Origin of the sequence: Streptomyces sp. HP-A2021 (genome assembly GCF_022807935.1) — a bacterium.
Lineage (GTDB): Bacteria > Actinomycetota > Actinomycetes > Streptomycetales > Streptomycetaceae > Streptomyces > Streptomyces afghaniensis.
Genome location: NZ_CP094344.1, coordinates 7559251 through 7582002 on the forward strand (window position 1 = coordinate 7559251; position 22752 = coordinate 7582002).

Consider the following 22752-nt stretch of genomic DNA (forward strand, 5'->3'; position numbering starts at 1 on the left):
GGGGTGAGGGACGGGCGCGTCAGAGCTTTCCGCCCCGCCCGCCGTCACGCCGCGCGGGGGAGATGAGCGTCGACAGATAGGGCAGGGGAGTGCCGTCGAGTTCGGCGGCCGGCCGGATCGACTCCTCCGTCAGCCCCAGCGCCGACCCCCACACCGCGTCGCCCATCCGCCCGGTCTCCCGCAGCGCCTCGGCGACCTCGTGCGCCTGCCGGCCGAACTTGTAGGCGACGACGGTCCCGGGCCCGGCGAGGGCCTCCTTGAGCACCGTCGCCCCCGCCGTGACGGGCACGAGCGTGAGCGGCTCGGTCCCCTCGGTCAGCACGGCGCCCGACCGCGCGGCGAGGTCCTGCATGGCGGTGATCCCGGGCACCGTCTCGACGACGGTCCCCGGCACCAGCTCGGTGACGGTCTGGGCGAGATACGTGAACGTGGAGTACACGTTGGGATCCCCGATGGTCGCGAAGGCGACGGCACCGTGCCCGCGCAGCAGCTCGGCCACCCGCTCGCCCGCCGCGTCCCAGGCCGCCTCGCGCCGCGCCCGGTCGCTCCGCTCGTTCAGCGCGAACACGACCCGGACGACCTTCTCCTCGGGCACGTAGTGCAACACGGTCGCCTCGGCGCGCCCGCGCTCGCCCGTGTCCATGACGGGCACTACGACGACCTCGGCTTCCCGCAGGGCGTTCACGCCCTTGACGGTCACCAGCTCCGGATCCCCCGGCCCGACCCCGACCCCGACCAGCCTGCTGCTCATGACGTCCGGCACCTCTCCACGAACCGACGGGCGACACCGGGCTGTGCCGCCCAGTGCGTGTGCAGATAGCTCGCGTGCACACCGCGCTGCACGAACCCCTCGACGCGCCGCTGGGGGGTCCTGAGGCCCCAGGCGGGTTCGGCCCCCGCCCCGGGCTCCACGGCGGTCCGGTGGAACTCGTGCCCGCGCAGCCGTGTCCCCGCCGCCGCGAGCACACTGTCGCCGACGGCCACCGCGTCCCGATACCCCAGGGTCAGCCGTCCGGTCATCCGCGCCCCGGCGTCCAGCACCCCGCACATCGGCTGTCCGTCCAGCTCCCGGCACAGATACAGCAGCCCGGCACACTCGGCGGCCACGGGCGCACCGCTCTCCGCCAGGTGGGCAACGGCCTTGCGCAGGGGTTCGTTGGCGGACAGCTCGGCGGCGTACACCTCGGGGAACCCGCCCCCGATCACCAACCCGCGCGTCCCTTCGGGCAGTTCCTCGTCCCGCAGCGGATCGAAGGGCACGACATCGGCACCGGCGGCGGCGAGCAGCTCGGTGTTCTCGGCGTAGGAGAAGGTGAACGCGGACCCACCGGCGACAGCGACGACCAGCCCGTCCGGCGTTCGAGGACGAGGCCGTTCAGGCCGATCGGGGGTCCAGGGGGCGGAGCCCCCTGGCGGGGTCGAAGGGGCGGAGCCCCTGGAGGAAGGGAAGGGTAGGGGCGGTGGGGGCGAGGGAGCCACAGCCTCAGCCGCATCCCAGGCCTCGCACGACAACACCCCCGCACTCCGGGCCAGCTCCGCCAACGCTTCAAGATCACAACCGCCGGAGACCTGCGCGGCCATCGCCGCAACCGCCTCCACGGCCTCGGCCCGCCGCTCGGCGACCGGCACCAGCCCCAGATGCCGCGACGGCGTGTCCACCTGCGGAGCCCGCCGCAACACCCCGAGCACCGGCACCCCCGTCTGCTCCAACGCCTCCCGCAACATCTCCTCGTGCCGGTCCGACGCGACCTTGTTCAGAATCACGCCCCCGACCCGCACTTCCGGATCCCAGGAGACGAACCCGTGCACCAGCGCCGCCACCGACCGCGACTGCGACGACGCGTCGACGACCAGCACCACCGGCGCCCGCAACAGCTTCGCGACATGCGCCGTGGAGGCCAGCTCCCCCTCCCCGGCGGCCCCGTCGTACAGCCCCATCACGCCCTCGACGACGGCGAGGTCGCACCCGCGCGCCCCGTGCAGGAACAGCGGCCCGACCAGCTCAGGACCGCACAGATACGCGTCGAGGTTGCGCCCCACCCGCCCGGTCGCGAGCGCGTGGTACCCGGGGTCGATGTAGTCCGGCCCGACCTTGTGCGGGGACACGGCGAGCCCCCGCGCGGCGAACGCGGCCATCAGCCCCGTGGCGACGGTGGTCTTGCCACTGCCCGACGAGGGCGCGGCCACGACCAGCCGGGGCACGGACGAGGACATCACCACTCGATGCCCCTCTGCCCCTTCTGCCCCGCGTCCATCGGGTGCTTCACCTTGGACATGTCGGTCACGAGGTCGGCGAAGTCCACGAGCTTCTCCGGGGCGTTGCGCCCCGTGATCACCACATGCTGCGTACCGGGCCGGTTCCGCAGGACGTCCACGACCTCGTCGGTGTCCACCCACCCCCAGTGCATCGGGTAGGCGAACTCGTCCAGCACGTACAGCCGGTAGGTCTCCGCCGCCAGGTCCCGCTTGACCTGCTCCCAGCCCTCCCGGGCCTTCTCCTCGTTGTCCAGCTGTGCGTCGCGCTGCACCCAGGACCAGCCCTCGCCCATCTTGTGCCAGGCGACGGACCCGCCCTCGCCGGAGGCACCGAGCACACGCAGCGCGTTCTCCTCGCCGACCTTCCACTTCGCCGACTTGACGAACTGGAACACCCCGATCGGCCAGCCCTGGTTCCAGGCCCTGAGCGCGAGCCCGAAGGCGGCCGTCGACTTGCCCTTGCCGACGCCCGTGTGCACGACCACGAGCGGCCGGTTCCGGCGCTGTCGGGTCGTCAGACCGTCGTCCGGAATGACACTCGGCTGTCCCTGCGGCATTACGCGGCCCTCCTCGAAGTCCCCTGCACATCCCTGACCAGCCCGGCGATCGAGTCGGCCCGCAGCTCGTCCAGCGTCACGGCGGTGCCGCCGAGCTCACCGGCGAGCTGCCCGGCGAGCCCGAGGCGCACCGGCCCGGCCTCGCAGTCCACGACGACGGACGCGACGCCCTCGGCCGCGAACAGCCGTGCCGCCCGCCCGGCCAGGGCGACCGGCTCCGGGCCTCCGGTGGCCCGCCCGTCCGTCACCAGCACGACCAGCGGCCGCCGCGCCGGGTCCCGCAGCCGCTCCACCCGCAGTACGTCGTGCGCGCGCAGCAGCCCGGCGGCGAGCGGCGTACGCCCGCCGGTCGGCAGCGACTCCAGCCGGGCCGCCGCCGCTTCCACCGACGAGGTCGGCGGCAGCGCGACGTCCGCCCCCGAACCCCGGAACGTCACCAGGCCCACCTTGTCGCGCCGCTGGTACGCGTCCAGCAGCAGCGACAGCACGGCCCCCTTCACGGCACTCATCCGCTGCCGCGCCGCCATCGACCCGGAGGCGTCCACGACGAACAGCACGAGATTGCCCTCGCGCCCCTCGCGGGTCGCCTGCCGCAGGTCGTCCCGGCGCACGACAAGACCCGGCCCGGACCGCCCGCGCGCCCGCTGGTGCGGCGCCGCCGCCTGCACGGTCGCCGCCAGGTGCAGCTTGGTGAGCGCGCCCCGCGGCCGCCGGGACCCGGTCGTCCGCCCGTGCTCGGTGCGCGCCCGCGAACGCCGCCCGGCGGCACCCTCGCCGATCCCGGGCACGCTCAGCACCTTGGTCCGGAACGGCTCGGCAGCCCGTACGGCCGACTGCTCACCGGCGCCCGACGGCTGCGGCTGCCCGTTCTCCCCGGCCTCGGGCGGAGCCCCGGTGTCATCGCCCTGGGGGCCCTCGTCGGGCTCCGGCTGCCCGCCGCCCCCGCCGCCTCCGTCGGGCCCGTCCGGCCCCTGGTCCGGATCCGGGTCCGGGTCGTCGTCCCCGGAGAACTCCTCCAGGGTCTCGTCCAGCTTGTCCTCGTCCAGCCCCGGCGCGTCGAAGGGGTTGCGCCGCCGCCGGTGCGGCAGCGCGAGCAACGCGGCCTGCCGGACGTCCTCCGCGAGCACGTCCGTACGCCCGGCCCAGGCAGCCAGCGCGGTCGCCGTACGCGCCATCACGATGTCGGCGCGCATGCCGTCCACCTCGAAGGCCGCGCAGGTCGCCGCGATCTGCCGCAGCGCCCCGTCGCCCAGCCGCACGGACGGCAGCAGCTCCCGCGCCGCGATGATCCGCGCCCGTACATCGGCCTCCTCGTCCGCCCACCGGGCGGCGAAGCCGTCGGGATCGGCGTCGTAGGCGAGCCGCCGCCTGACGACCTCGACCCGCTGGTCGGGCTCCCGCGAGGCCGCGACCTCCACGGTCAGCCCGAACCGGTCGAGCAACTGCGGCCGCAGCTCGCCCTCTTCCGGGTTCATGGTGCCGACGAGCAGGAACCGGGCCGCGTGCCGTACGGAGACGCCCTCGCGTTCCACGTACGAGGCGCCCATCGCCGCCGCGTCCAGCAGCAGGTCGACCAGGTGGTCGTGGAGGAGGTTGACCTCGTCCACGTAGAGGATCCCGCGGTGCGCGGCGGCGAGCAGGCCGGGCTCGAAGGCCTTCACGCCCTCCGACAGCGCCCGCTCGATGTCCAGCGCGCCCACCAGCCGGTCCTCCGAGGCGCCGACGGGCAGTTCGACCATCCGGGCCGGACGGGACTGCCCGGCGGTTCCCGGCGCGTGCGGCCCGTCCGGGCAGACGGGGTCGGGGGAGGCGGGGTCGCAGGAGAAGCGGCACTCGGGGACGACGTCCACCTCCGGCATGAGCGCGGACAGCGCCCGCACGGCCGTCGACTTGGCGGTGCCCTTCTCACCGCGCACCAGCACACCGCCGACCGCCGGCGACACGGCGTTCAGCAGCAGTGCGAGCCGCAGGTCGTCCTGGCCCACCACGGCCGTGAACGGGAACGGGGTGCTCACTTCTCGTCACCTTCCAAGTCGCCTTCGAGCTCCAGGTACGTGGCACGCAGCCGGTCCAGCGTCTCCGCGTCCGGCTCCGCCCACAGTCCGCGGTCGGCGGCCTCCAGCAGCCGCTCGGTGATGCCGCGCAGCGCCCAGGGGTTGGACGTCTTCATGAACTCCCGGTTCTCCGGGGCGAAGACGTACTCGGCGCTGAGTTTCTCGTACATCCAGTCGTCCACGACCCCGGCTGTGGCGTCGTACCCGAACAGGTAGTCCACCGTCGCGGCCATCTCGAAGGCGCCCTTGTAGCCGTGCCGCCGCATGGCCGCCATCCAGCGCGGGTTGACCACCCGGGCGCGGAACACCCGGTGCGTCTCCTCGCCCAGCGTGCGGGTCTTCACCTGGTCCGGGGTGGCCGAGTCCCCGACGTACGCCTCGGGGCTCGCGCCCGTCAGATGGCGGACCATGGCGACCATGCCGCCGTGGTACTGGAAGTAGTCGTCGGCGTCGACGAGGTCGTGCTCGCGCGTGTCGACGTTCTTCGCGGCGACCGCGATCCGCCGGAACGCCGTCTCCATGTCCCCGCGCGCGGCCCGCCCGTCGAGCCCCCGCCCGTAGGCGTAGCCGCCCCACACCGCGTACACCTCGGCGAGGTCCGCGTCGGAGCGCCAGTTGCGGGCATCGATCAGCGGCAGCAGACCCGCCCCGTACGCCCCCGGCTTGGAGCCGAAGATCCGGGCGGTCGCCCGGCGCCGGTCGCCGTGCTCGGCGGTGTCCTCGTCGGCGTGCGCCCGGACGTAGTTCTGCTCGGCGGGCTCGTCCAGCTCGGCGACCCGGCGGACGGCGTCGTCGATCAGCCCCACCACATGCGGGAACGCGTCCCGGAAGAAGCCGGAGATCCGGACCGTCACGTCGATGCGCGGCCGGCCGAGCTCCTCCGGGGGGATCACCTCGAACCCGGTCACCCGGCGCGAGGCGTCGTCCCACACCGGCCGGCAGCCCAGCAGCGCCAGGATCTCGGCGATGTCGTCACCTTGGGTGCGCATGGCCGAGGTGCCCCACACCGTCAGGCCGACGGACTTCGGGTACTCACCGGTGTCGGTCAGGTACCGCTGCACCAGCGAGTCCGCGAGCGACTGCCCGACCTCCCAGCTCAGCCGGGACGGGATCGCCTTGGGGTCGACGGAGTAGAAGTTGCGTCCCGTCGGCAGGACGTTGACCAGGCCGCGGGTCGGCGAGCCGGAGGGGCCGGCCGGGACGTAACCGCCGTCCAGGGCCCGCAGGATGTGCCCGATCTCGTCGGTGGTCCTGGCCAGCCGCGGCACGACCTCCGTGCAGGCGAACTCCAGCACCGCCACGGCGTCGGCGACGTCCCCGCCGAGCACCTCCCGGACCAGCGCCGGGACCTCGGCGACCGCCCAGCCGCGCTCCTCCATGCCCTCCGCGATCCGCCGGCACAACTGCTCCAGCAGGTCGATGGCGTCGGCGGCGGTGCGCGCAGGGCCCGCCACCAGCTCCGTCAGCTCCGCAGGCACCTTCACCGGAGCGCCCGGCTCGGCCAGCAGTTCCTTCTCCACCAGCCCGAAGTGCTCCGCCAGCGCCGCCCTCAGCCCGGGCAGCGCGTCGGCCTGCCCGCCCCACACCTGCGAGGCGCGCAGCACCGCCAGCACGAGGTTGACGCGCGGCTCACCGACCGGGCCGCCGCCCAGGATGTGCAGGCCGTCGCGGATCTGCACATCCTTGATCTCGCACAGATAGCCGTCGATGTGCATGACGAACTCGTCGAACGCCTCGTCGTCCGGCTGCTCGTCGACATGCAGGTCGTGGTGCAGTTCGGCGGCCTTCACCAGGGTCCAGATCTGCGCGCGCACGGCCGGGGCCTTCGCCGGGTCCAGGTCGGAGACGAGCGCGTACTCGTCCAGGAGCTGCTCCAGCTTGGCCAGGTCGCCATAGGTGTCGGCGCGGGCCATCGGCGGCACCAGGTGGTCGACGACCGTGGCGTGCCCGCGCCGCTTGGCCTGGGTGCCCTCGCCCGGGTCGTTGACGATGAACGGGTAGATCAGCGGCAGCTCCCCGAGCACGGCGTCCGGGGCGCACCCACCGCTGAGCCCGAGGCCCTTGCCGGGCAGCCACTCCAGCGTGCCGTGCTTGCCCATGTGGACGATCGCGTCCGCGCCGAAACTGTTCTCCAGCCAGCGGTAGGCCGCCAGGTAGTGGTGGGACGGCGGCATGTCCGGGTCGTGGTAGATCGCGATGGGGTTCTCGCCGAAGCCGCGCGGCGGCTGGATCATCACCACGACGTTCCCGAACTGCAGGGACGCCAGCACGATGTCGTCCCCGTCGACGTAGAGGCCGCCCGGCGGCTCGCCCCACGCCTCGGTCATGGCGTCCCGCAGCTCCGGGTCGAGCTTGTCGAACCAGGCCCGGTAGTCCGCCAGCGGCACCCGCGCGGGCGCGGCGGCCAGCTGCTCGTCCGTCAGCCACTCCACGTCGTGCCCACCGGCCTCGATGAGCCGGTGGATCAGTTCGTCGCCGTGGTCCGGGTACTCGGTGAGGCCGTATCCGGCGTCCTTCAGGGCGTCCAGCACCCGCACCGCCGAGGCCGGGGTGTCCAGCCCGACGGCGTTGCCGACGCGCGAGTGCTTGGTCGGGTACGCGGTGAAGACCAGCGCGAGGCGCTTGTCGGCGTTCGCCTTGTGCTTCAGCCGGGCGTGCCGTACGGCGATCCCGGCCACCCGCGCGGCCCGCTCCGGGTCGGCCACGTACACGGGCACGTCGTCCGCGCCCTGTTCCTTGAAGGAGAACGGCACGGTGATCAGCCGCCCGTCGAACTCCGGGATCGCCACCTGCATCGCGGCGTCCATGGGGGACAGGGCGGCGTCGGACGCCTCCCAGGCGCGCCGCGAGGACGTCAGGCACAGCCCTTGCAGCACCGGGATGTTCAGCTCGGCGAGGGCGCCGATGTCCCAGGACTCCTCGTCACCGCCCGCCGAGGCCTGCGAGGCGTGGGTGCCGCCGGCGGCGAGGACGGTGGCGACGAGGGCGTCCGCCCGCCCGAGGATCTCGTACAGCCCCGCGTCGGCCCCGCGCAGCGAACCGCAGTACACGGGCAGCGCGTTGGAGCCCCGCGCCTCGATCGCGTCGCACAGGGTGTCCACGAAGGCGGTGTTGCCGCTCAGCTCATGCGCCCGGTAGAAGAGCACGCCGACGGTCGGCCGGCCCTCGACCCGTGCACGCTCGCCCCGGACGCCGTACTCCGGCATCCGCTGCGGCGCGGCGAACCCCTCGCCCGTGAGCAGCACGGTGTCGGACAGGAACCGCGCCAGCTCGGTGAGGTTGTCCGGCCCGCCCTCCACGAGGTACTTCAGCGCCTCCGCCACGACACCGGCCGGCACCGACGACTCGGCCATCAGCTCCGCGTCGGGCACCGCCTCGCCGCCCAGCAGCACGGTCGGGACGCCGGACGCCCTCAGCGCGGCGAGCCCGTCCTCCCAGGCCCGCTTGCCGCCGAGCAGCCGTACGACGGCGATGTCCGCGCCGTCGAGGAGGGCGGGAAGCTCCTCCCGGACGTCCACGCGGGTCGGGTTGCCGATCCGGTACGAGGCACCGGAGGCGGCCCGGGCCGCCAGCAGGTCCGTGTCGGCGGTCGACAACAACAACACAGTGCTCATGCGGGCGCTCCCGGTGGAATGAAGGGCAGTCCTCGCGGCGCGCCCGACTCGATGAGCCGCCACAGCGCGTCCGTGTCCGCGTGCTGTTCGATCAGGTCGCCGAGCCGGTCGAGCTGCTCCTCGCGCAGCGCGGCGAACGAGGTGTCGGGCGCCGGCTCGAAGCGGCGCCCCGCGGCGGCCGCCACCTCGCGCAGGAAGGCCCGCCGGAACCCGTCCGACTCCAGCGAGCCGTGCCAGTGAGTGCCCCAGGTCTGGCCGACCCGGCAGCCGTCCAGGAAGGGGTCCCCTCCGGTGACGTCGGCGACGCCGTGATGGATCTCGTAGCCCTCGACGCGTTCCCCGAGGGCCTCGCCCTCCGGCCGCGTGAGGGTCTTCTCGGGGGCGAACCGCACCCGCACGGGCAGGACCCCGAGCCCCTCGACATGACCCCGGCGGCTCTCCACGTCGTCCTCGATGTGCTCGCCGAGGATCTGGAAGCCGCCGCAGATCCCGAGGACGGGCCGCTGCTCGGCGGCCCTGCGGACCAGGGCCTCGGCGAGCCCCCGCTCCCGCAGCCACTCCAGCGCACGGACGGTCCCCCGGGTCCCGGGCACGATGACGAGGTCGGCGTCGGCGAGTTCCTCGGGCCGGTCCACGAACCGCACGACGACACCGGGTTCGGCGGCCAGCGCGTCGACGTCCGTGAAGTTGGACATCAGCGGAACGGCACAGACAGCGACGCGCAGCACGTCCTCGCCGACCGGCGGTGCGACGACGGACTCCCGGACCGTCCCCCGCAGCGAGACCCGCAGCCCGTCCTCCTCGTCGATCCCCAGCCCGTGCCGGAAGGGCAGGACGCCGTACGTGGGCCGTCCCGTGAGTCCCTTGAGCATGTCGAGCCCCGGCTCCAGCAGGGACACGTCCCCCCGGAACTTGTTGACGAGGAACCCGGCGACGCACTCCTGGTCCTCGCGCGACAGCAGGGCGACGGTCCCGAAGAACGAGGCGAAGACACCGCCCCGGTCGATGTCGCCGACGACGAGCACGGGGATCCCGGCGCCCCGGGCGATCCCCATGTTGACGATGTCGGTCCGGCGCAGATTGATCTCGGCGGGACTGCCCGCCCCCTCACAGATCACCGCGTCATACGTGCCCCGCAACTGCTCCAGACAGTCCAGCACGGTTCCGAGCAGCTTCTGCTGTCGTCCCCCGTGGTACCCGCGTGCGCTCAGCTCCCCGACCGGCTTGCCCAGCAGCACGACCTGACTGCTGCTCTCGCCACCGGGCTTGAGCAGCACCGGGTTCATCAGCGCGGTCGGCTCGACACGGCAGGCCTGCGCCTGCATGGCCTGCGCGCGCCCGATCTCGGCCCCTTCCTTCGTGACGAAGGAGTTGAGGGACATGTTCTGCGCCTTGAAGGGCGCGACCTTGACGCCCTGTCGCACCAGCCACCGGCAGATCCCGGCGGTCACGACGCTCTTGCCGGCGTCGGAGGTGGTACCGGCGACGAGGAGTCCACCGCCCGTCATGACGTACGCCCTTTCGCGATGCGGCGCGCGGCGACACAGACGCCGAGCGCGAGCCAGCCGACCCGCCTGGACAGCCGTACGGCCCGTTCGATGTCCCGGGTGCGGACGGCGCGCCCGGACCCGTTGAGCACGGGCCGGTGCTCGACGCGCCCGCCGTACGACAGGGTCCCGCCCAGCCGCACCCCGAGCGCCCCCGCGAACGAGGCCTCCACGGGCCCGGCGTTGGGGCTCGGATGCTTGGCGGCGTCGGCACGCCAGGCGCGCACCGCTGCCCGTGGATCGTCTCCTGCCAGGACCGCGAGCACGGCGGTCAGCCGGGCCCCGGGCCAGCCCGCGAGATCGTCCAGCCGCGCGGAGGCCCACCCGTAGCGCCGGTACCGGGCCGACTTGTGCCCGACCATGGCGTCGAGGGTGTTGACGGCCCGGAACCCGACGAGTCCCGGCACACCGCCGACGGCCCCCCACACGAGCGCCCCCACGACCGCGTCGGAGGTGTTCTCGGCGACGGACTCGACCACGGCCCGGGCGATCCCGTCGGCGTCGAGCGCCTGAGGATCCCGCCCGCACAGATGCGGCAGCCGCGCCCGGGCCCCCTCGACGTCCCCCGCCTCCAGGGCACGCCCGATGGCCCGGGCCTCCCGCGCGAGTGAAGTCCCCCCGACCACGGCCCAGGTGGCGGCAGCCGTCAGCGCGGCGGACGCGACGGCGGAGTCCCGCACGGCACGGGCGGCGACGCCCCCGAGCGCGACGGCACCTCCGGCGCACACCGCGGTGTGCAGCGCGCCCCACCCCCGGTGGTCCCGCCACAACACCCGTTCCACGGCGCCCGCGGCCCGCCCGAACACGGCGACCGGATGCCCCCGGCGGGGATCGCCGAGCAGCAGGTCACCGATCAGACCGGCGGCGGCGCCGTACGCGAAGACGCGACCGGCACCCATGGGCTCAGCCGGCCGCTGGGGCAGGCAGGGGTGGGGTACTGAACCTCGATCGGCAGCCGCGCATGGCGATATGTCCTCACTCAGGGTGTCCACGCCCTGGTTCGACTAGACCGGCGGTGAGAGTTCCTGGCTCCCGGGGATTGCTACCCCGGTGACAGTGGCGGGACCGCGCCGGACTCGCACCGGCTTCCTCTCCTGCCGCCGTACTGGCCCCGGCAGTCCACCACGGCCGGGAACAGCCGTCAACTTGCCGTTGACCTGCGAGGGGAGAGTGTGGAGAAGCCCACACCGCCGCTCTGACACCGAGTTGGTGTCCCCCCACCACACGACGACCGGGCGGTACGGGACCCAAGTCCCGTACCGCCCGGCGGAGTCGATCGTGATCAGGCCACGATCAGATAGATCCCGTATCCCACGGCAGCCGCACACGCCGCGAAGCACGCGTACGCGCCCGTCACCGCGAGCCCCGCGGACCCGCCCTCCGCGGCCGCCCGCTCGCGGCGGGACAGGCCGGTGATGCCGAGGGTGAACAGGCCCACCAGGGCCACGGTGACCACGAGGCTGACGCCGAAGACGGAGCCGAGGGCCGCCCAGTCGATCTTCATATCGGAGACTCTTCCTTGTTACCGGTCGGCGGGGTCAGACCGTGGTGGTCGTCGAGGGCGTCCGCTCGGCGGCGGCCTGAGCCGGGAACGACGGCACCGGGTCCTCCGTCGCCGTGCCCGCCGGAGGCGGGGTCACCGCGGCCATCGCCGTGGTCACCACACCGGCCGGCTCCGCCTCGTCGGCGTCGTTGACGTTGGTGTGGTCGACGACCTCACGCCGCGAGATCTTCCAGATCGCCGCGCTGGAGGCCACGAGGAAGACGGCCACCACCGCGGTGCCCCAGCTGCCGAAGCCGGTGACGTACTCGGCGAGCGCGCCCACCAGGGCCGCCGCCGGCAGCGTCAGACCCCACGCGACGAACATCCGCGTCGCCGTCGACCAGCGGACGACGCCGCCCCTGCGGCCGAGCCCCGCGCCCATCACCGAGCCGGACACGGAGTGGGTGGTGGAGAGGGAGAAACCGATGTGCGAGGAGGCCAGGATGACCGTGGCCGCGCTGGTCTGGGCGGCGAAGCCCTGCTGCGGCTGGAGGTCGGTCAGGCCCTTGCCCATGGTGCGGATGATGCGCCAGCCGCCGAGGTACGTGCCGAGCGCGATCGCGAGACCCGCCGAGAGGATGACCCACATGGGCGGGTCGGAGTCGGGGGCGACGGCGCCGCCGGCGACCAGGGCGAGGGTGATGACACCCATCGTCTTCTGGGCGTCGTTGGTGCCGTGGGCCAGCGAGACCAGGCCCGCGGAGGCGATCTGGCCCGCCCGGTAGCCCTTCTCGGAGGCCTTGCCGTCGGCCTTCTTGCCGAGGGAGTACGTCAGCCGGGTGGCGAGCAGTGCCGCGATGCCCGCGACCACCGGGGCGGCGATCGCCGGGATCAGCACCTTGGTGACCAGGACGTCGCCGTGCACCGCGCCGACGCCCGCCGAGGCGATCGTGGCGCCGATCAGGCCGCCCATCAGGGCGTGCGAGGAACTGGACGGCAGACCGACCAGCCAGGTCAGCAGGTTCCAGAGGATCGCGCCGACCAGGGCGGCGAAGATGACCTCGGGACGGATGCCGGCCTCGTCGACGAGGCCTTTGGAGATCGTGTTGGCGACTTCCACGGACAGGAAGGCGCCGACCAGGTTGAGGACGGCGGACATGGCGACGGCGACCTTGGGCCTCATGGCGCCCGTGGAAATGGTCGTGGCCATCGCGTTCGCGGTGTCGTGGAAACCGTTCGTGAAATCGAACGCGAGTGCGGTTACCACCACAATCGCGAGGATCAGCGAGAAGCTTTCCATTTACCCAGGCAATCGTTCGAGGTCGTTGGCCCGTCGAACGTAGGTAACCCGAGTGAACGGAAGATGAACTGGGAGGGGCGCAGGGGTGTCCGCAAACGAGGACTGTCGTTCCGTCCTCCTTGGGCTCCCCGCGCCCCGAAGGCTAGGCGCCGCGCGCGAACTGTTTCAGCCGATCGAGTGACCCGTCGAAGAGGTTCTGATCACCCGGAAGGGTCCCCGATCCGTTGTCGTACTGCCAGAAGGTCCACGAGGACCAGCCGGCCGGCAGGGTGCCCGCGCTCGCGGCGTCGTAACGGGCGATCCACAAGGGGTGGTCGGCGGCGAAGGCGCGGCTGCTGCCCGTGCAGGTGTTCCACCAGTGGGTGGTCGTGTAGATCACCGGGCGGCGTCCGGTGAGCCGCTCGACCTCGTCGCTGAACGACCTGATCCAGCCGACCATCCTCGCCTTGCTCAGGCCGTAGCACTTGTGCTTCTTGTCGTACGGGTTGTACTCGATGTCGAGCGCGGGCGGCAGCGTCCAGCCGTCCGCGGTCCAGCCGCCGCCATTGCGTACGAAATGCGCCGCCTGTGCCTGGCCCGACGACCTGTCGGGCACCGCGAAGTGGTAGGCGCCGCGGACGAGACCCGCCGTGCGCGAGCCGTTGTACTGCCGGCCGAAGTAGGGGTTGCGGTAGGTGGTGGACTCCGTCGCCTTGACGTAGACGAACCTGGCGCCCTTCGCCTTCGCGTCCTGCCAGTCGATGTTCTTCTGGTGCGACGAGACGTCGTGTCCCTTCGGGCGGCTCGCCCCCGAGGCGGGAGCCTCGGCGAGGGCGGTGCCTCCCAGGGCGAGTGCCGCCGCGTACGCGGCGAGCCATCGGGTTCGGCGTCGGAACGGTATGCGGTCACGGGCCATGGTTCCCCCCGGAATGGCGACGTGCACGGCAAATCCCCCAGAGAGTACTGGGAGATCGTTGAATGCCCGAAGATCTCCGGCCAAGAGAGGTGCATGGGGTGTCTGTCCCGGTATGCGCCCTTACGGAGGCGCGGCTTCCGGCCTAAAGTGCCCCCGCCCGGCGGCGCGTTGAGGGCCCGCCTGGCAGGATCGCCGCATGGCTGAGGAGCGAGGGAACGGGCGGGGCGCGGGGGACGTCCGGGGTGGCGGACAGGGTGCGGGGGAGCCGCGGCGGAGAAGTGTGCGCCCCGAGGAGGCGCGCGCCTGGGAGGAACTCGTCACGACGGCCCGCCGGACCGTCTCCGACGGACTCGTCGTCGGAACGTCCGGGAACGTCTCGGTGCGCGTCGGGGACACCGTGCTGGTCACGCCGTCGGGCGTCCCCTACGACCGGCTGAGGCCGGAGGACGTGACCGGCGTCGGCCTCGACGGCCGGCAGGTCCTCGGCACACTCGTGCCGACCAGCGAGCTGCCCATGCACCTCGCGGTCTACCACACGACCGGCGCCCGTGCCGTCGTCCACACCCACGCCGTGCACGCGACGGCCGTCTCGACGCTCGTGAACGAGCTGCCGCTGATCCACTACATGGCCGCCGCGCTCGGCGGACCCGTCCGGGTCGCCCCGTATGCCACGTACGGCACCGACGAGTTGGCCGAGAACATGCTCCGCGCCCTCGCCGACCGCTCCGGCTGCCTCCTCCAGAACCACGGCACCGTCACCCACGGCGCGTCCCTGGACCAGGCCTACGACCGCACTGCCCAGCTGGAATGGATGTGCCGCCTGTGGCTGACCGCCGCATCGGTACCGGGCCTGTCCCCGAGCCTGCTGTCGGGGGAGCAGCTGGCGGAGGTGGAGAAACAGCTACGGGGCTACGGCCAGCGCCGCTGACCTCCCGCCCCGGCCGTCCGCCCCCGTCACCCCGCGGCTGCCTCCCACTGGTCCGTCGCCCGGTCCGCCGGGACACTGGAGTCGTGCGCACTGCCAGAGCGACGGCCGCTGCCGTCACCGCCGTGGTCGGAGTCGGTGCGGCCGCCGTGGCCGCCGGACGGTTCGCCAGTGACGCGGCGCTCAAGGCGCCTCCCGGCCGGCCCCTGCCCACCGAACCCCGGCTCACCGTGCACGGCACCACCGCGGGGAAGATCAGCCTCACCCGGGACCTGGCCGCCCTGAGGCCAGGCCGCTACGGCCTGTCCGGCAACGGCTCCCACGCGGTCGTCGGCCCGGTGCTGACCGACGCCCCGCACTCCGCCGACACCGTCGTACGCCGCCTGGAGCGCGTCACGCACGGCACCCTGAAACCCGGCGACAAGGTCTGGCTCACCCCGAACGTGTACGTCGGCAACCCGAGCGCCGCCCTCGGCATCGAACACACCGACGTCGACATCCCGGGCGAACTCGGCGCCCTGCCCGCGTGGTTCGTACCCGGCGCCCGGGACACCTGGGTGATCGCCGTGCACGGCCTCGGCACCACCCGGGAACTCGCCATGAACGTCATGGGGTTCCTGCACCGCAGCCACATCCCGGTGCTCGCCCTCGCCTACCGCGGCGACCTGGGCGCACCCCGCCCACCCGACGGCCTGAACCACCTCGGCGAGACCGAGTGGCGCGACCTCGACGCGGCGATCCGCCACGCCGTACGCCACGGCGCCCGGCAGGTCGTCCTGCACGGCTGGTCCACCGGCGCCACCATGGCCCTGCGCGCCGCCGCACACTCGGAGCTGCGCGACCGCGTCTCCGGGCTCGTCCTGGACTCCCCGGTGCTCAGCTGGGAGGCCACCCTGCGCGCCCTCGCCGCGGCCCGCCGCACCCCGGGCGCGCTGCTGCCCCTGGCGGTCCGCGCCGCACAGGGCCGCACCGGCCTCCACGGCGACCGCGCTCCGGACGCGGCCCTCGCCGCCGGGCTCCGGGTCCCGGCGCTCGTCCTCCACGGACCGGACGACACGGTGGCCCCCTGGCACCTCTCCCGCCGGCTCGCCGACGCCCGCCCCGACCTGGTCGCCCTCCGTACCGTCGGCAACGCGCCCCACGGAGCCATGTGGAACGCCGACCCGCAGGCCTACGAGGAGGCCCTGCGCCGCTTCCTGACCCCTCTCATGTGACCCCGGCGCGTCAGCACCCCCCCGTTCACGCCCCCTTCGCCCCGTCGCAACCACGTCCTGTCCCGCACCCCGACGACCGGTCGTGATGATTCCGTTTAGCGTCGTACCACTGGCCTGTTTGCGGCCCTCGACCACTCGCGGGACCCCGTGCGTTGGCCATCCCCGTCGCCCGCCGTGACATTCCGTTTGGGTTTTCGGACCGTCAACCGGAAGACTGCCCTCGTGACGTCCCGTATCCCGCGCGACTCCAGGCTTCGACTCGTCCGCCCGCGACCCCTGGCCGCCGCCCCGCAAGCGATGAACCAGCGGCGCTCGCGCCGCCCCGCACCGCGCCCCCCGGAGGGCACCCCGGCACCGGCGGAGCTGGCCAGAATGGCACGCTCAGGTCTGGCCGACGCGGCCCGCGTCGCCCGCTGGGCCGACACCGAGCTCGGCCCCGGACGGGGCAGCGCCACCGCCGACGGCAAGGCCACCCTCTCCGCCGCGACCGCCGAACGGGCCGCCCGCGAGCTGGGCCTGACCCCGGATCAGGTCAGAGCCGACTGGGACACCGCCCGTCTCGCCGGTCTCGTCGAGGTGCACGGCGACAGCGCCCGTCCCGGCTGGCGGCTGCGCGCCTGGGACCGCGACGACAGCGCCGTACTGCGCGGCTGGGTCGCCCTCTTCGACGCCTGGTCGCTCGCCTATCCGGAGCCCGACGACCACGAGCCCGCCGCCGTCGCCGAGGTCGTCTCGGCCATGCCGCAGGCGCTGTCGTTCCTCCAGCTGTCCGCCGGCCCCGTCCCCGTGGAGCAGCTCCTCGACCTCCTCGAGCAGCGCGTCACCGAGCTGCGCACCGCGCGCTGCGAGATCCCCTACGGCCCGCAGCCCGAGCCGCCGGCCGAACCGGCGCCCGCCGACGCCCCGCTCGCCCCGCTCCTGGACTGGGCCCTGCGCGCCCTCGCCTCCGTCGGCGCCCTCACCTACGGCGACGGCCAGGCCACGCTCACCCCGCTCGGCAGCTGGGCCGTCTGGGTCAAGCTGGAGCAGATCTGCGTCGCCGCCCAGAGCCCCGCCGGGAACATCGAGCAGGCGGCCGAGGACATGCTCCGTGGCTGCGCCCAGCTGCGCCCCAACGCGGCCCGCGCCGAGTACCGCGCCTGGCTCGCCGCCCGCCCCGTCGGCAGCGCCGTCACCGAACTCCTCGGCGCCGCCCGCGGTGAGGACGCCCTGCTGCGCGGCCTCGCCTTCGAGGCGCTGCGCGTGGTCGGCGCCCCCGCGGAGCCGGACGTCCGCGCCGTGCTGGACGAGCCGACGCTCAGGCCGTACGCACTGCTGTGGCTGGCCGAGCACGACGGGGCCGACCCCGAGGACGCCCACGAGGTCCTCACCCGGGAGGAGGCGACCTGGCTGTGGGTGGACACCGCCGCAGCCGTCGCCGACCACGGTGAGGCCCCGCTGCTCGTCCGCCATCTGGAGTCCGCCGTGCAGCCGACCATCCCGATGCTGCTGGACGAGGTGCGCGCCGTGGGTCATCCGAGGACCGTGCAGGTCCTGGTCGCCCTCGCCGCGGCACACCCCGACCCGGCCCTGGCCAAGGCCGTCCGCCGGGCCGCCTTCCAGGTGCACACCGGCGGCAGCTAGGGCCGACGACAGGCCCTGGAGCCCGGCCGGGACGTCAGCCGGACATCTCCGGCGCGTACGTCCCGAAGCTCCACACGTTGCCCTCGAGGTCCCGGGCCATGTAGTCCCGCGAGCCGTAGTCCTGGTCCGTCGGGGGCATCAGGATCTCCGCGCCGTGATCCACGGCGCGGCGGTGGTGCGCGTCCACGTCGTCCACGACGACGTACACCCCGGTCGTGCCCGCGTCCTTCATCGCCTTGTCGAAGACGCTGCCCGTGCCCTTGCTGCCGATCATCACCGCGCCGTTGCCCTGCACCAGCTCGGCGTGCATCACCGCGCCGTCCTCGCCCTCGAACACCGACAGCTCCGTGAAACCGAAGGCCTGCGTGAGCTGCCGGATCGCCGCCTTCGCGTCGGCGTACAGCACCGTGGGATAGATGCTCGGACGCCCGCCGGACGTGCCTGCCATACCGACCACTCCCTCCTGCTGCCCAGTCTGGCACCCATCACTGACACCGACCCGGCGAGACCAACCGAACACCCGCACGCAGAAAAAGTGGTTGCATCGCCCCGTTAGACTGTCCCCCATGGCCTTTCTCCTCGCGCATTAGACGGCGGGAACGTCCTCAGCCGCCCATCCCGCCCCCGTATCCGCCCTGGAGTCTGTCCGTGATCTCCGCCTCCGGTATCGAGCTGCGCGCCGGTGCCCGCGTCCTCATCGAAAACGCCACCTTCCGTGTCGCCAAGGGCGACCGCATCGGCCTCGTCGGCCGCAACGGCGCGGGGAAGACCACCCTCACCAAGTGCCTCGCGGGCCAGGGCGTGCCCACCGGCGGCACCATCACCCGCTCCGGCGAGGTCGGCTACCTTCCGCAGGACCCCCGCACCGGCGACCTCGACGTCCTCGCCCGCGACCGCATCCTCTCCGCGCGCGGCCTCGACGTACTGATCCGCAAGATGCGCGACAACGAGCAGCGCATCGCCAACGGCCAGGGCGCCACCCGCGAGAAGGCCCTCAAGCAGTACGAGCGGCAGGAGACGGAGTTCCTCACCAAGGGCGGGTACGCCGCCGAGGCCGAGGCCGCCACCATCGCCGCCGCGCTGAACTTGCCCGACCGGGTGCTCGGCCAGCCCCTGCACACGCTCTCCGGCGGTCAGCGCCGTCGTATCGAGCTGGCCCGGATCCTGTTCTCCGACGCGGACACGCTGCTGCTCGACGAGCCCACCAACCACCTCGACGCCGACTCGATCGTCTGGCTGCGCGACTACCTCAAGACCTACCGCGGCGGCTTCATCGTGATCTCCCACGACGCCGACCTGGTGGAGACGGTCGTCAACAAGGTGTTCTATCTGGACGCCAACCGCGCCCAGATCGACATCTACAACATGGGGTGGAAGCTCTACCAGCAGCAGCGCGAGGCCGACGAGAAGCGCCGCAAGCGCGAGCGGCAGAACGCCGAGAAGAAGGCCTCCGCGCTGCATTCGCAGGCCGACAAGATGCGGGCCAAGGCCACCAAGACCGTCGCCGCGCAGAACATGGCCCGCCGGGCGGACAAGCTGCTGGCCGGCCTGGAGGCCGAGCGCAAGTCCGACAAGGTCGCCAAGCTCCGCTTCCCCGAGCCCGCGCCCTGCGGCAAGACCCCGCTGATGGCCGAGGGCCTGTCGAAGTCGTACGGCTCGCTGGAGATCTTCACCGACGTCGACCTGGCCATCGACAAGGGCAGCCGCGTCGTCATCCTGGGCCTCAACGGCGCCGGCAAGACCACCCTGCTGCGGCTGCTGGGCGGCGTGGAGCAGCCCGACACGGGCGCGGTCGTCCCCGGCCACGGTCTGAAGCTCGGGTACTACGCGCAGGAGCACGAGACCCTCGACCCGGAGCGCACGGTCCTCGAGAACATGCGCTCGGCCGCCCCCGACCTGGACCTGGTGGAGGTCCGCAAGACGCTCGGCTCGTTCCTGTTCTCCGGCGACGACGTCGACAAGCCCGCGGGTGTCCTCTCCGGCGGCGAGAAGACCCGCCTGGCGCTCGCCACCCTCGTGGTGTCCTCGGCGAACGTGCTGCTCCTCGACGAGCCGACCAACAACCTCGACCCCGCCAGCCGCGAGGAGATCCTCGGCGCGCTGCGCACGTACAAGGGCGCGGTCGTCCTCGTCACGCACGACGAGGGCGCCGTCGAGGCGCTCCAGCCGGAGCGGATCATCCTGCTGCCGGACGGCGTCGAGGACCTGTGGGGCGCCGACTACGCGGATCTCGTCGCCCTCGCTTGATCGAATGCGTGATCAACGGCGTATGGATCATTCGGCCTAGCGGTGATCCATCATCTGTGTGAGATCTCCTCGTACCGAGGTGTGTCCTACATCGATTTCGCGGCCGAGTCCCCGATTCTTCCGGGCTCGGCCGCGACGCCTTTCTGACCTGGCCTTTCCCGTGGGAATCCGTTCGGGTGTACGGACCGCACTCTTCGGAATTCTGTATTCCGTTTGTGGGGACGCGCTCCCGTCGTCACAACCTTGTCTCACGGACCTTGCCGAATGGGTGGCCATCGGCGCCCGGAGGGGTGATCATGAGGAGACCAGAGCGCACTTCCCATGAGGAGGCACGGGTGGCCGAGACTCTGAAGAAGGGCAGCCGGGTGACCGGCGCCGCGCGCGACAAGCTCGCGGCAGACCTGAAGAAGAAGTACGACGCCGGTGCGAGCATCCGGGCGTTGGCCGAGGAGACCGGCCGCTCGTATGGCTTCGTGCACCGCATGCTCAGTGAGTCGGGCGTCACGCTGCGAGGGCGTGGCGGGGCGACGCGGGGCAAAAAGGCCACGGCCTGATCCCCGGGTGGCCCCTTCGGCTTCGATGGTGGCCACCCGGTCGGTCGGCTGATCGGCCGGGTGGTTACTGTGCAGTCACTTAGCTGACCGCACACATCGGAGGCGTCCCATGGCTTCGCCCGACAAGGACCTCGTTCCCGTACTCGACAAGGACGGCGTACGGCTCACCGTCGACGACGCCATCGCCACGGTGACGCTGACCAACCCGGACAAGCGCAACGCGCAGAGCCCCGCTCTGTGGCGGGCGCTGACCGAGGCCGGGCGGCAGCTGCCGGGCTCCGTCCGCGTCGTGGTGCTGCGGGCCGAGGGCAAGTCCTTCTCGGCCGGTCTCGACCGGCAGGCGTTCACGCCCGAGGGCTTCGACGGGGAACCGTCGTTCATCGACCTCGCGCGTGGCAGCGACGCCGAGCTGGACGCGACCATCGCCGAGTACCAGGAGGCGTTCACCTGGTGGCGGCGCAGCGACATCGTCTCCGTCGCCGCGGTCCAGGGGCATGCCATCGGGGCGGGCTTCCAGCTCGCCCTCGCCTGCGACCTGCGCGTCGTCGCGGACGACGTGCAGTTCGCCATGCGCGAGACCAGCCTCGGGCTCGTGCCCGACCTGACGGGTACGCATCCGCTGGTGGGACTCGTCGGATACGCCCGCGCGCTGGAGATCTGCGTGACCGGGCGCTTCGTCACGGCCGAGGAGGCCGTGCACACCGGGCTGGCCAACGTGGCCGTGCCCGCCGGCCAACTCGACGACACGGTCCGCGACCTCGTGTCGGCCGTGCTCGCCGCGCCCCGCGACGCGGTCGTCGAGACCAAGGCACTGCTGCGCGGCGCCCAGGACCGCACCTACGAGGACCAGCGCACCGCGGAACGCCAGTCCCAGGCCCGCCGCCTGCGCGACCTCGCGGGCGTCGGGGACTGAGCCGGCCGTAGGACGGGCGCCGGCACGGGAGTTACCGCCGACCACGCGGTGTCCCGCGCCGCCGCTGGGCCGGCGCGGGCGGACGGCAGCGCCACGCCATGTCGCCGGGTGAGCGGGCGCCACGTGGGCGCGGTGTCTGTGCTGCCGCTGGGCCGGCGCGGGCGGACGGCAGCGCCACGCCGTGCCGCCGGGTGAACGGGCGCCCCGCGGGGGCGGCACAGGCGGGCGCAGGGGCACCTCGTGTCGCCGGGTCGGCGGACGCCCCACGGCGGGTGCCGCTCCGTCAGCCGATCCCGCTCACCAGGACCGCCACCGTCGGGTGGTCCGGCAGTGTCGTGCGCACCGCGGTGCGGACCTGGCGCGCCACGTCCCGGGCCCGGTGGTCCTCGCGCACCGCGAGTTCCAGCCGGACGTGGCGGTGCGGCAGCGCGGCGTCGCCCGGGAGTTCCTCGATGTGCACGGGGTGGCCCAGCGCGCCGGTCAGCCGGAGCACGCCCGGGACCTCGAGCGCGGCCGCGGCGACGCGACCCTCGTCGTCGCCCCCGGCCTGCGCGGCGCGCGGCGGCTCGGGCAGCGGCGCGCCGCGCAGGCCGGGCGCTTCCGCCTCCTCGTCCAACAGGCCCGTCACGCGCAGATCCACCTCCGACACCGTCAGACCGAGCCGCTGCGTCGCGGCCGTCGCCAGCGTCGCCCGCAGCAGGGACGCCGTCGTCGGCAGCGGCTGCGAGGCCGTGGCCGCGAACTCCGCCGTCACCCGCAGCGGCCCGGGCGGCAGACCGCTCGGCGGGGCCGGCACGGCCGGGCTCCCGGTGTCCGCCGGATCGGCGAGCGCGACCCGGAGCGCGTCGAGGCGCACGCCCGGAGCGTCCGCCACCGCGCGCCGCAGCACCGCCTCGGCTGCCTGCTCGGCGATCCAAGCGCCGTCCCGCGCATCACCCAGCGGCAGGAGCCTGCCGAGGCCCAGCTGATGTCTCACTGTTTGCGTCCATCGGTCGGCCGTCATTCCTCCAGCCTGCCGTATCAAAGGCGCGTATCCACGCAACCGTGCTTACCGTGGTCGAAGGATGACAACCCGAAAAGGACGTGCGGCGATGACTGACATGACCGAGAACCGGGGCGGGGAGACCGAGACGTCGGCGGCGCGCAGGAGTCCGCTGGCCAAGCGTGGCGGGGGAGACCCCGGGTCCCGGGGACGGACGACCATCGCGGACGGCGTCGTGGAGAAGATCGCCGGACTCGCCGCTCGCGATGTGGACGGCGTGCACGCCATGGGCAGCGGCCTGTCCCGCACTTTCGGAGCCGTGCGCGACCGCGTGCCCGGCGGCGCGAAGTCGGTGTCGCGCGGTGTGAAGGTCGAGGTCGGCGAGGTGCAGGCCGCCTTGGACCTGGAGATCGTGGTCGTCTACGGCGTGTCGATCGCCGATGTGGCCCGCGACGTACGGGAGAACGTCATCACCGCCGTCGAGCGGATGACGGGCCTCGAGGTCGTCGAGGTCAACATCGCGGTGAGCGACGTGAAGCTGCCGGACGAGGAGGAAGAGGAACAGGAGCGCCGGATCCAGTGAGGCAC

The 22752-nt window shown here is 73.0% G+C and carries 19 protein-coding genes and 1 riboswitch; of the genes, 7 read left to right on the plus strand and 12 right to left on the minus strand.

The window, feature by feature from the left end; all coding sequences use genetic code 11:
- Positions 1 to 19: 19 nt before the first annotated feature.
- The 10 genes from cobI to MQE23_RS34195 form a co-directional block, all read right to left on the minus strand.
- A complete protein-coding gene (cobI, locus tag MQE23_RS34150; protein ID WP_243381138.1) occupies positions 20 to 751 on the minus strand; it encodes a precorrin-2 C(20)-methyltransferase in 732 nt (243 codons plus the stop codon).
- Positions 748 to 2214 carry a cobyrinate a,c-diamide synthase gene (locus tag MQE23_RS34155; RefSeq protein WP_037669390.1) on the minus strand — a complete coding sequence of 489 codons (1467 nt, stop codon included), beginning with the start codon at positions 2212 to 2214 and terminating at the stop codon, positions 748 to 750. Before MQE23_RS34155 ends, cobI begins: the two co-directional genes overlap by 4 nt.
- On the minus strand, positions 2214 to 2813 hold the full coding sequence (cobO, locus tag MQE23_RS34160) for a cob(I)yrinic acid a,c-diamide adenosyltransferase (protein WP_020272829.1): 600 nt from the start codon (positions 2811 to 2813) through the stop codon (positions 2214 to 2216). Before cobO ends, MQE23_RS34155 begins: the two co-directional genes overlap by 1 nt.
- Positions 2813 to 4828, minus strand: a complete 2016-nt coding sequence (locus MQE23_RS34165) for a putative cobaltochelatase (protein WP_243381139.1) — start codon at positions 4826 to 4828, stop codon at positions 2813 to 2815. Before MQE23_RS34165 ends, cobO begins: the two co-directional genes overlap by 1 nt.
- Entirely contained in the window at positions 4825 to 8481 is a 3657-nt protein-coding gene (gene cobN / locus MQE23_RS34170; RefSeq protein WP_243381140.1) for a cobaltochelatase subunit CobN, read from the minus strand. Before cobN ends, MQE23_RS34165 begins: the two co-directional genes overlap by 4 nt.
- Entirely contained in the window at positions 8478 to 9989 is a 1512-nt protein-coding gene (locus tag MQE23_RS34175; RefSeq protein ID WP_243381141.1) for a cobyric acid synthase, read from the minus strand. The genes cobN and MQE23_RS34175 overlap by 4 nt, the downstream gene beginning before the upstream one ends.
- Entirely contained in the window at positions 9986 to 10927 is a 942-nt protein-coding gene (locus MQE23_RS34180; RefSeq protein ID WP_020272834.1) for a cobalamin biosynthesis protein, read from the minus strand. The genes MQE23_RS34175 and MQE23_RS34180 overlap by 4 nt, the downstream gene beginning before the upstream one ends.
- Before the next feature lie 100 nt (positions 10928 to 11027).
- A riboswitch (cobalamin riboswitch) is annotated at positions 11028 to 11167 on the minus strand.
- A 143-nt stretch (positions 11168 to 11310) separates the two neighbouring features.
- The gene (locus MQE23_RS34185; RefSeq protein ID WP_010037803.1) at positions 11311 to 11532 is read right to left on the minus strand and encodes a hypothetical protein; all 222 of its coding nucleotides are present in this window, start codon (positions 11530 to 11532) and stop codon (positions 11311 to 11313) included.
- Positions 11533 to 11566: 34 nt separating this feature from the next.
- Positions 11567 to 12811: an inorganic phosphate transporter gene (locus MQE23_RS34190; protein ID WP_020272835.1), complete on the minus strand. Its 1245-nt coding sequence runs from the start codon at positions 12809 to 12811 to the stop codon at positions 11567 to 11569.
- A gap of 142 nt (positions 12812 to 12953) precedes the next feature.
- Positions 12954 to 13706, minus strand: a complete 753-nt coding sequence (locus MQE23_RS34195; protein ID WP_243381142.1) for a lysozyme — start codon at positions 13704 to 13706, stop codon at positions 12954 to 12956.
- 196 nt (positions 13707 to 13902) lie between these two features.
- Between MQE23_RS34195 and MQE23_RS34200 the strand changes: the two genes are divergently transcribed.
- The 3 genes from MQE23_RS34200 (at position 13903) to MQE23_RS34210 (ending at position 17468) form a co-directional block, all read left to right on the plus strand.
- A complete protein-coding gene (locus MQE23_RS34200; RefSeq protein WP_037669393.1) occupies positions 13903 to 14634 on the plus strand; it encodes a class II aldolase/adducin family protein in 732 nt (243 codons plus the stop codon).
- 83 nt (positions 14635 to 14717) lie between these two features.
- Positions 14718 to 15845 (plus strand): alpha/beta fold hydrolase, encoded by a 1128-nt coding sequence (locus tag MQE23_RS34205; RefSeq protein ID WP_243381144.1) that lies wholly within the window; start codon positions 14718 to 14720, stop codon positions 15843 to 15845.
- Positions 15846 to 16142: 297 nt separating this feature from the next.
- Positions 16143 to 17468 (plus strand): hypothetical protein, encoded by a 1326-nt coding sequence (locus tag MQE23_RS34210; RefSeq protein WP_020274097.1) that lies wholly within the window; start codon positions 16143 to 16145, stop codon positions 17466 to 17468.
- 34 nt (positions 17469 to 17502) lie between these two features.
- Here MQE23_RS34210 and MQE23_RS34215 read toward each other — a convergent pair whose 3' ends face one another.
- The gene (locus tag MQE23_RS34215; RefSeq protein WP_243381145.1) at positions 17503 to 17916 is read right to left on the minus strand and encodes a VOC family protein; all 414 of its coding nucleotides are present in this window, start codon (positions 17914 to 17916) and stop codon (positions 17503 to 17505) included.
- Between the two features lie 200 nt (positions 17917 to 18116).
- Here MQE23_RS34215 and MQE23_RS34220 point away from each other — a divergent pair, with 200 nt between their 5' ends.
- The 3 genes from MQE23_RS34220 (at position 18117) to MQE23_RS34230 (ending at position 21182) form a co-directional block, all read left to right on the plus strand.
- A complete protein-coding gene (locus MQE23_RS34220) occupies positions 18117 to 19715 on the plus strand; it encodes an ABC-F family ATP-binding cassette domain-containing protein (protein ID WP_243381147.1) in 1599 nt (532 codons plus the stop codon).
- Positions 19716 to 20050: 335 nt separating this feature from the next.
- Positions 20051 to 20269 carry a helix-turn-helix domain-containing protein gene (locus MQE23_RS34225; RefSeq protein WP_010037790.1) on the plus strand — a complete coding sequence of 73 codons (219 nt, stop codon included), beginning with the start codon at positions 20051 to 20053 and terminating at the stop codon, positions 20267 to 20269.
- A 109-nt stretch (positions 20270 to 20378) separates the two neighbouring features.
- A complete protein-coding gene (locus MQE23_RS34230) occupies positions 20379 to 21182 on the plus strand; it encodes an enoyl-CoA hydratase/isomerase family protein (RefSeq protein ID WP_020274101.1) in 804 nt (267 codons plus the stop codon).
- 283 nt (positions 21183 to 21465) lie between these two features.
- Here MQE23_RS34230 and MQE23_RS34235 read toward each other — a convergent pair whose 3' ends face one another.
- Positions 21466 to 22185 carry a nucleopolyhedrovirus P10 family protein gene (locus MQE23_RS34235; protein ID WP_243381149.1) on the minus strand — a complete coding sequence of 240 codons (720 nt, stop codon included), beginning with the start codon at positions 22183 to 22185 and terminating at the stop codon, positions 21466 to 21468.
- An 88-nt stretch (positions 22186 to 22273) separates the two neighbouring features.
- On the opposite strand from MQE23_RS34235, the gene MQE23_RS34240 reads away from it, so the two are divergent.
- Positions 22274 to 22747, plus strand: coding sequence for an Asp23/Gls24 family envelope stress response protein (locus MQE23_RS34240; protein WP_020274103.1), 474 nt, complete (start codon positions 22274 to 22276; stop codon positions 22745 to 22747).
- Positions 22748 to 22752 lie beyond the last annotated feature (5 nt).

Bases quoted from the DNA above. Each gene is read 5' to 3' on its own strand.
- cobI (WP_243381138.1), bottom strand. From the start codon at position 751: ATGAGCAGCAGGCTGGTCGGGGTCGGGGTCGGGCCGGGGGATCCGGAG.
- MQE23_RS34155 (WP_037669390.1), bottom strand. From the start codon at position 2,214: ATGTCCTCGTCCGTGCCCCGGCTGGTCGTGGCCGCGCCCTCGTCGGGC.
- cobO (WP_020272829.1), bottom strand. From the start codon at position 2,813: ATGCCGCAGGGACAGCCGAGTGTCATTCCGGACGACGGTCTGACGACC.
- cobN (WP_243381140.1), bottom strand. From the start codon at position 8,481: ATGAGCACTGTGTTGTTGTTGTCGACCGCCGACACGGACCTGCTGGCG.
- MQE23_RS34175 (WP_243381141.1), bottom strand. From the start codon at position 9,989: ATGACGGGCGGTGGACTCCTCGTCGCCGGTACCACCTCCGACGCCGGC.
- MQE23_RS34180 (WP_020272834.1), bottom strand. From the start codon at position 10,927: ATGGGTGCCGGTCGCGTCTTCGCGTACGGCGCCGCCGCCGGTCTGATC.
- MQE23_RS34185 (WP_010037803.1), bottom strand. From the start codon at position 11,532: ATGAAGATCGACTGGGCGGCCCTCGGCTCCGTCTTCGGCGTCAGCCTC.
- MQE23_RS34190 (WP_020272835.1), bottom strand. From the start codon at position 12,811: ATGGAAAGCTTCTCGCTGATCCTCGCGATTGTGGTGGTAACCGCACTC.
- MQE23_RS34195 (WP_243381142.1), bottom strand. From the start codon at position 13,706: ATGGCCCGTGACCGCATACCGTTCCGACGCCGAACCCGATGGCTCGCC.
- MQE23_RS34200 (WP_037669393.1), top strand. From the start codon at position 13,903: ATGGCTGAGGAGCGAGGGAACGGGCGGGGCGCGGGGGACGTCCGGGGT.
- MQE23_RS34210 (WP_020274097.1), top strand. From the start codon at position 16,143: ATGAACCAGCGGCGCTCGCGCCGCCCCGCACCGCGCCCCCCGGAGGGC.
- MQE23_RS34215 (WP_243381145.1), bottom strand. From the start codon at position 17,916: ATGGCAGGCACGTCCGGCGGGCGTCCGAGCATCTATCCCACGGTGCTG.
- MQE23_RS34230 (WP_020274101.1), top strand. From the start codon at position 20,379: ATGGCTTCGCCCGACAAGGACCTCGTTCCCGTACTCGACAAGGACGGC.
- MQE23_RS34235 (WP_243381149.1), bottom strand. From the start codon at position 22,185: ATGACGGCCGACCGATGGACGCAAACAGTGAGACATCAGCTGGGCCTC.
- MQE23_RS34240 (WP_020274103.1), top strand. From the start codon at position 22,274: ATGACTGACATGACCGAGAACCGGGGCGGGGAGACCGAGACGTCGGCG.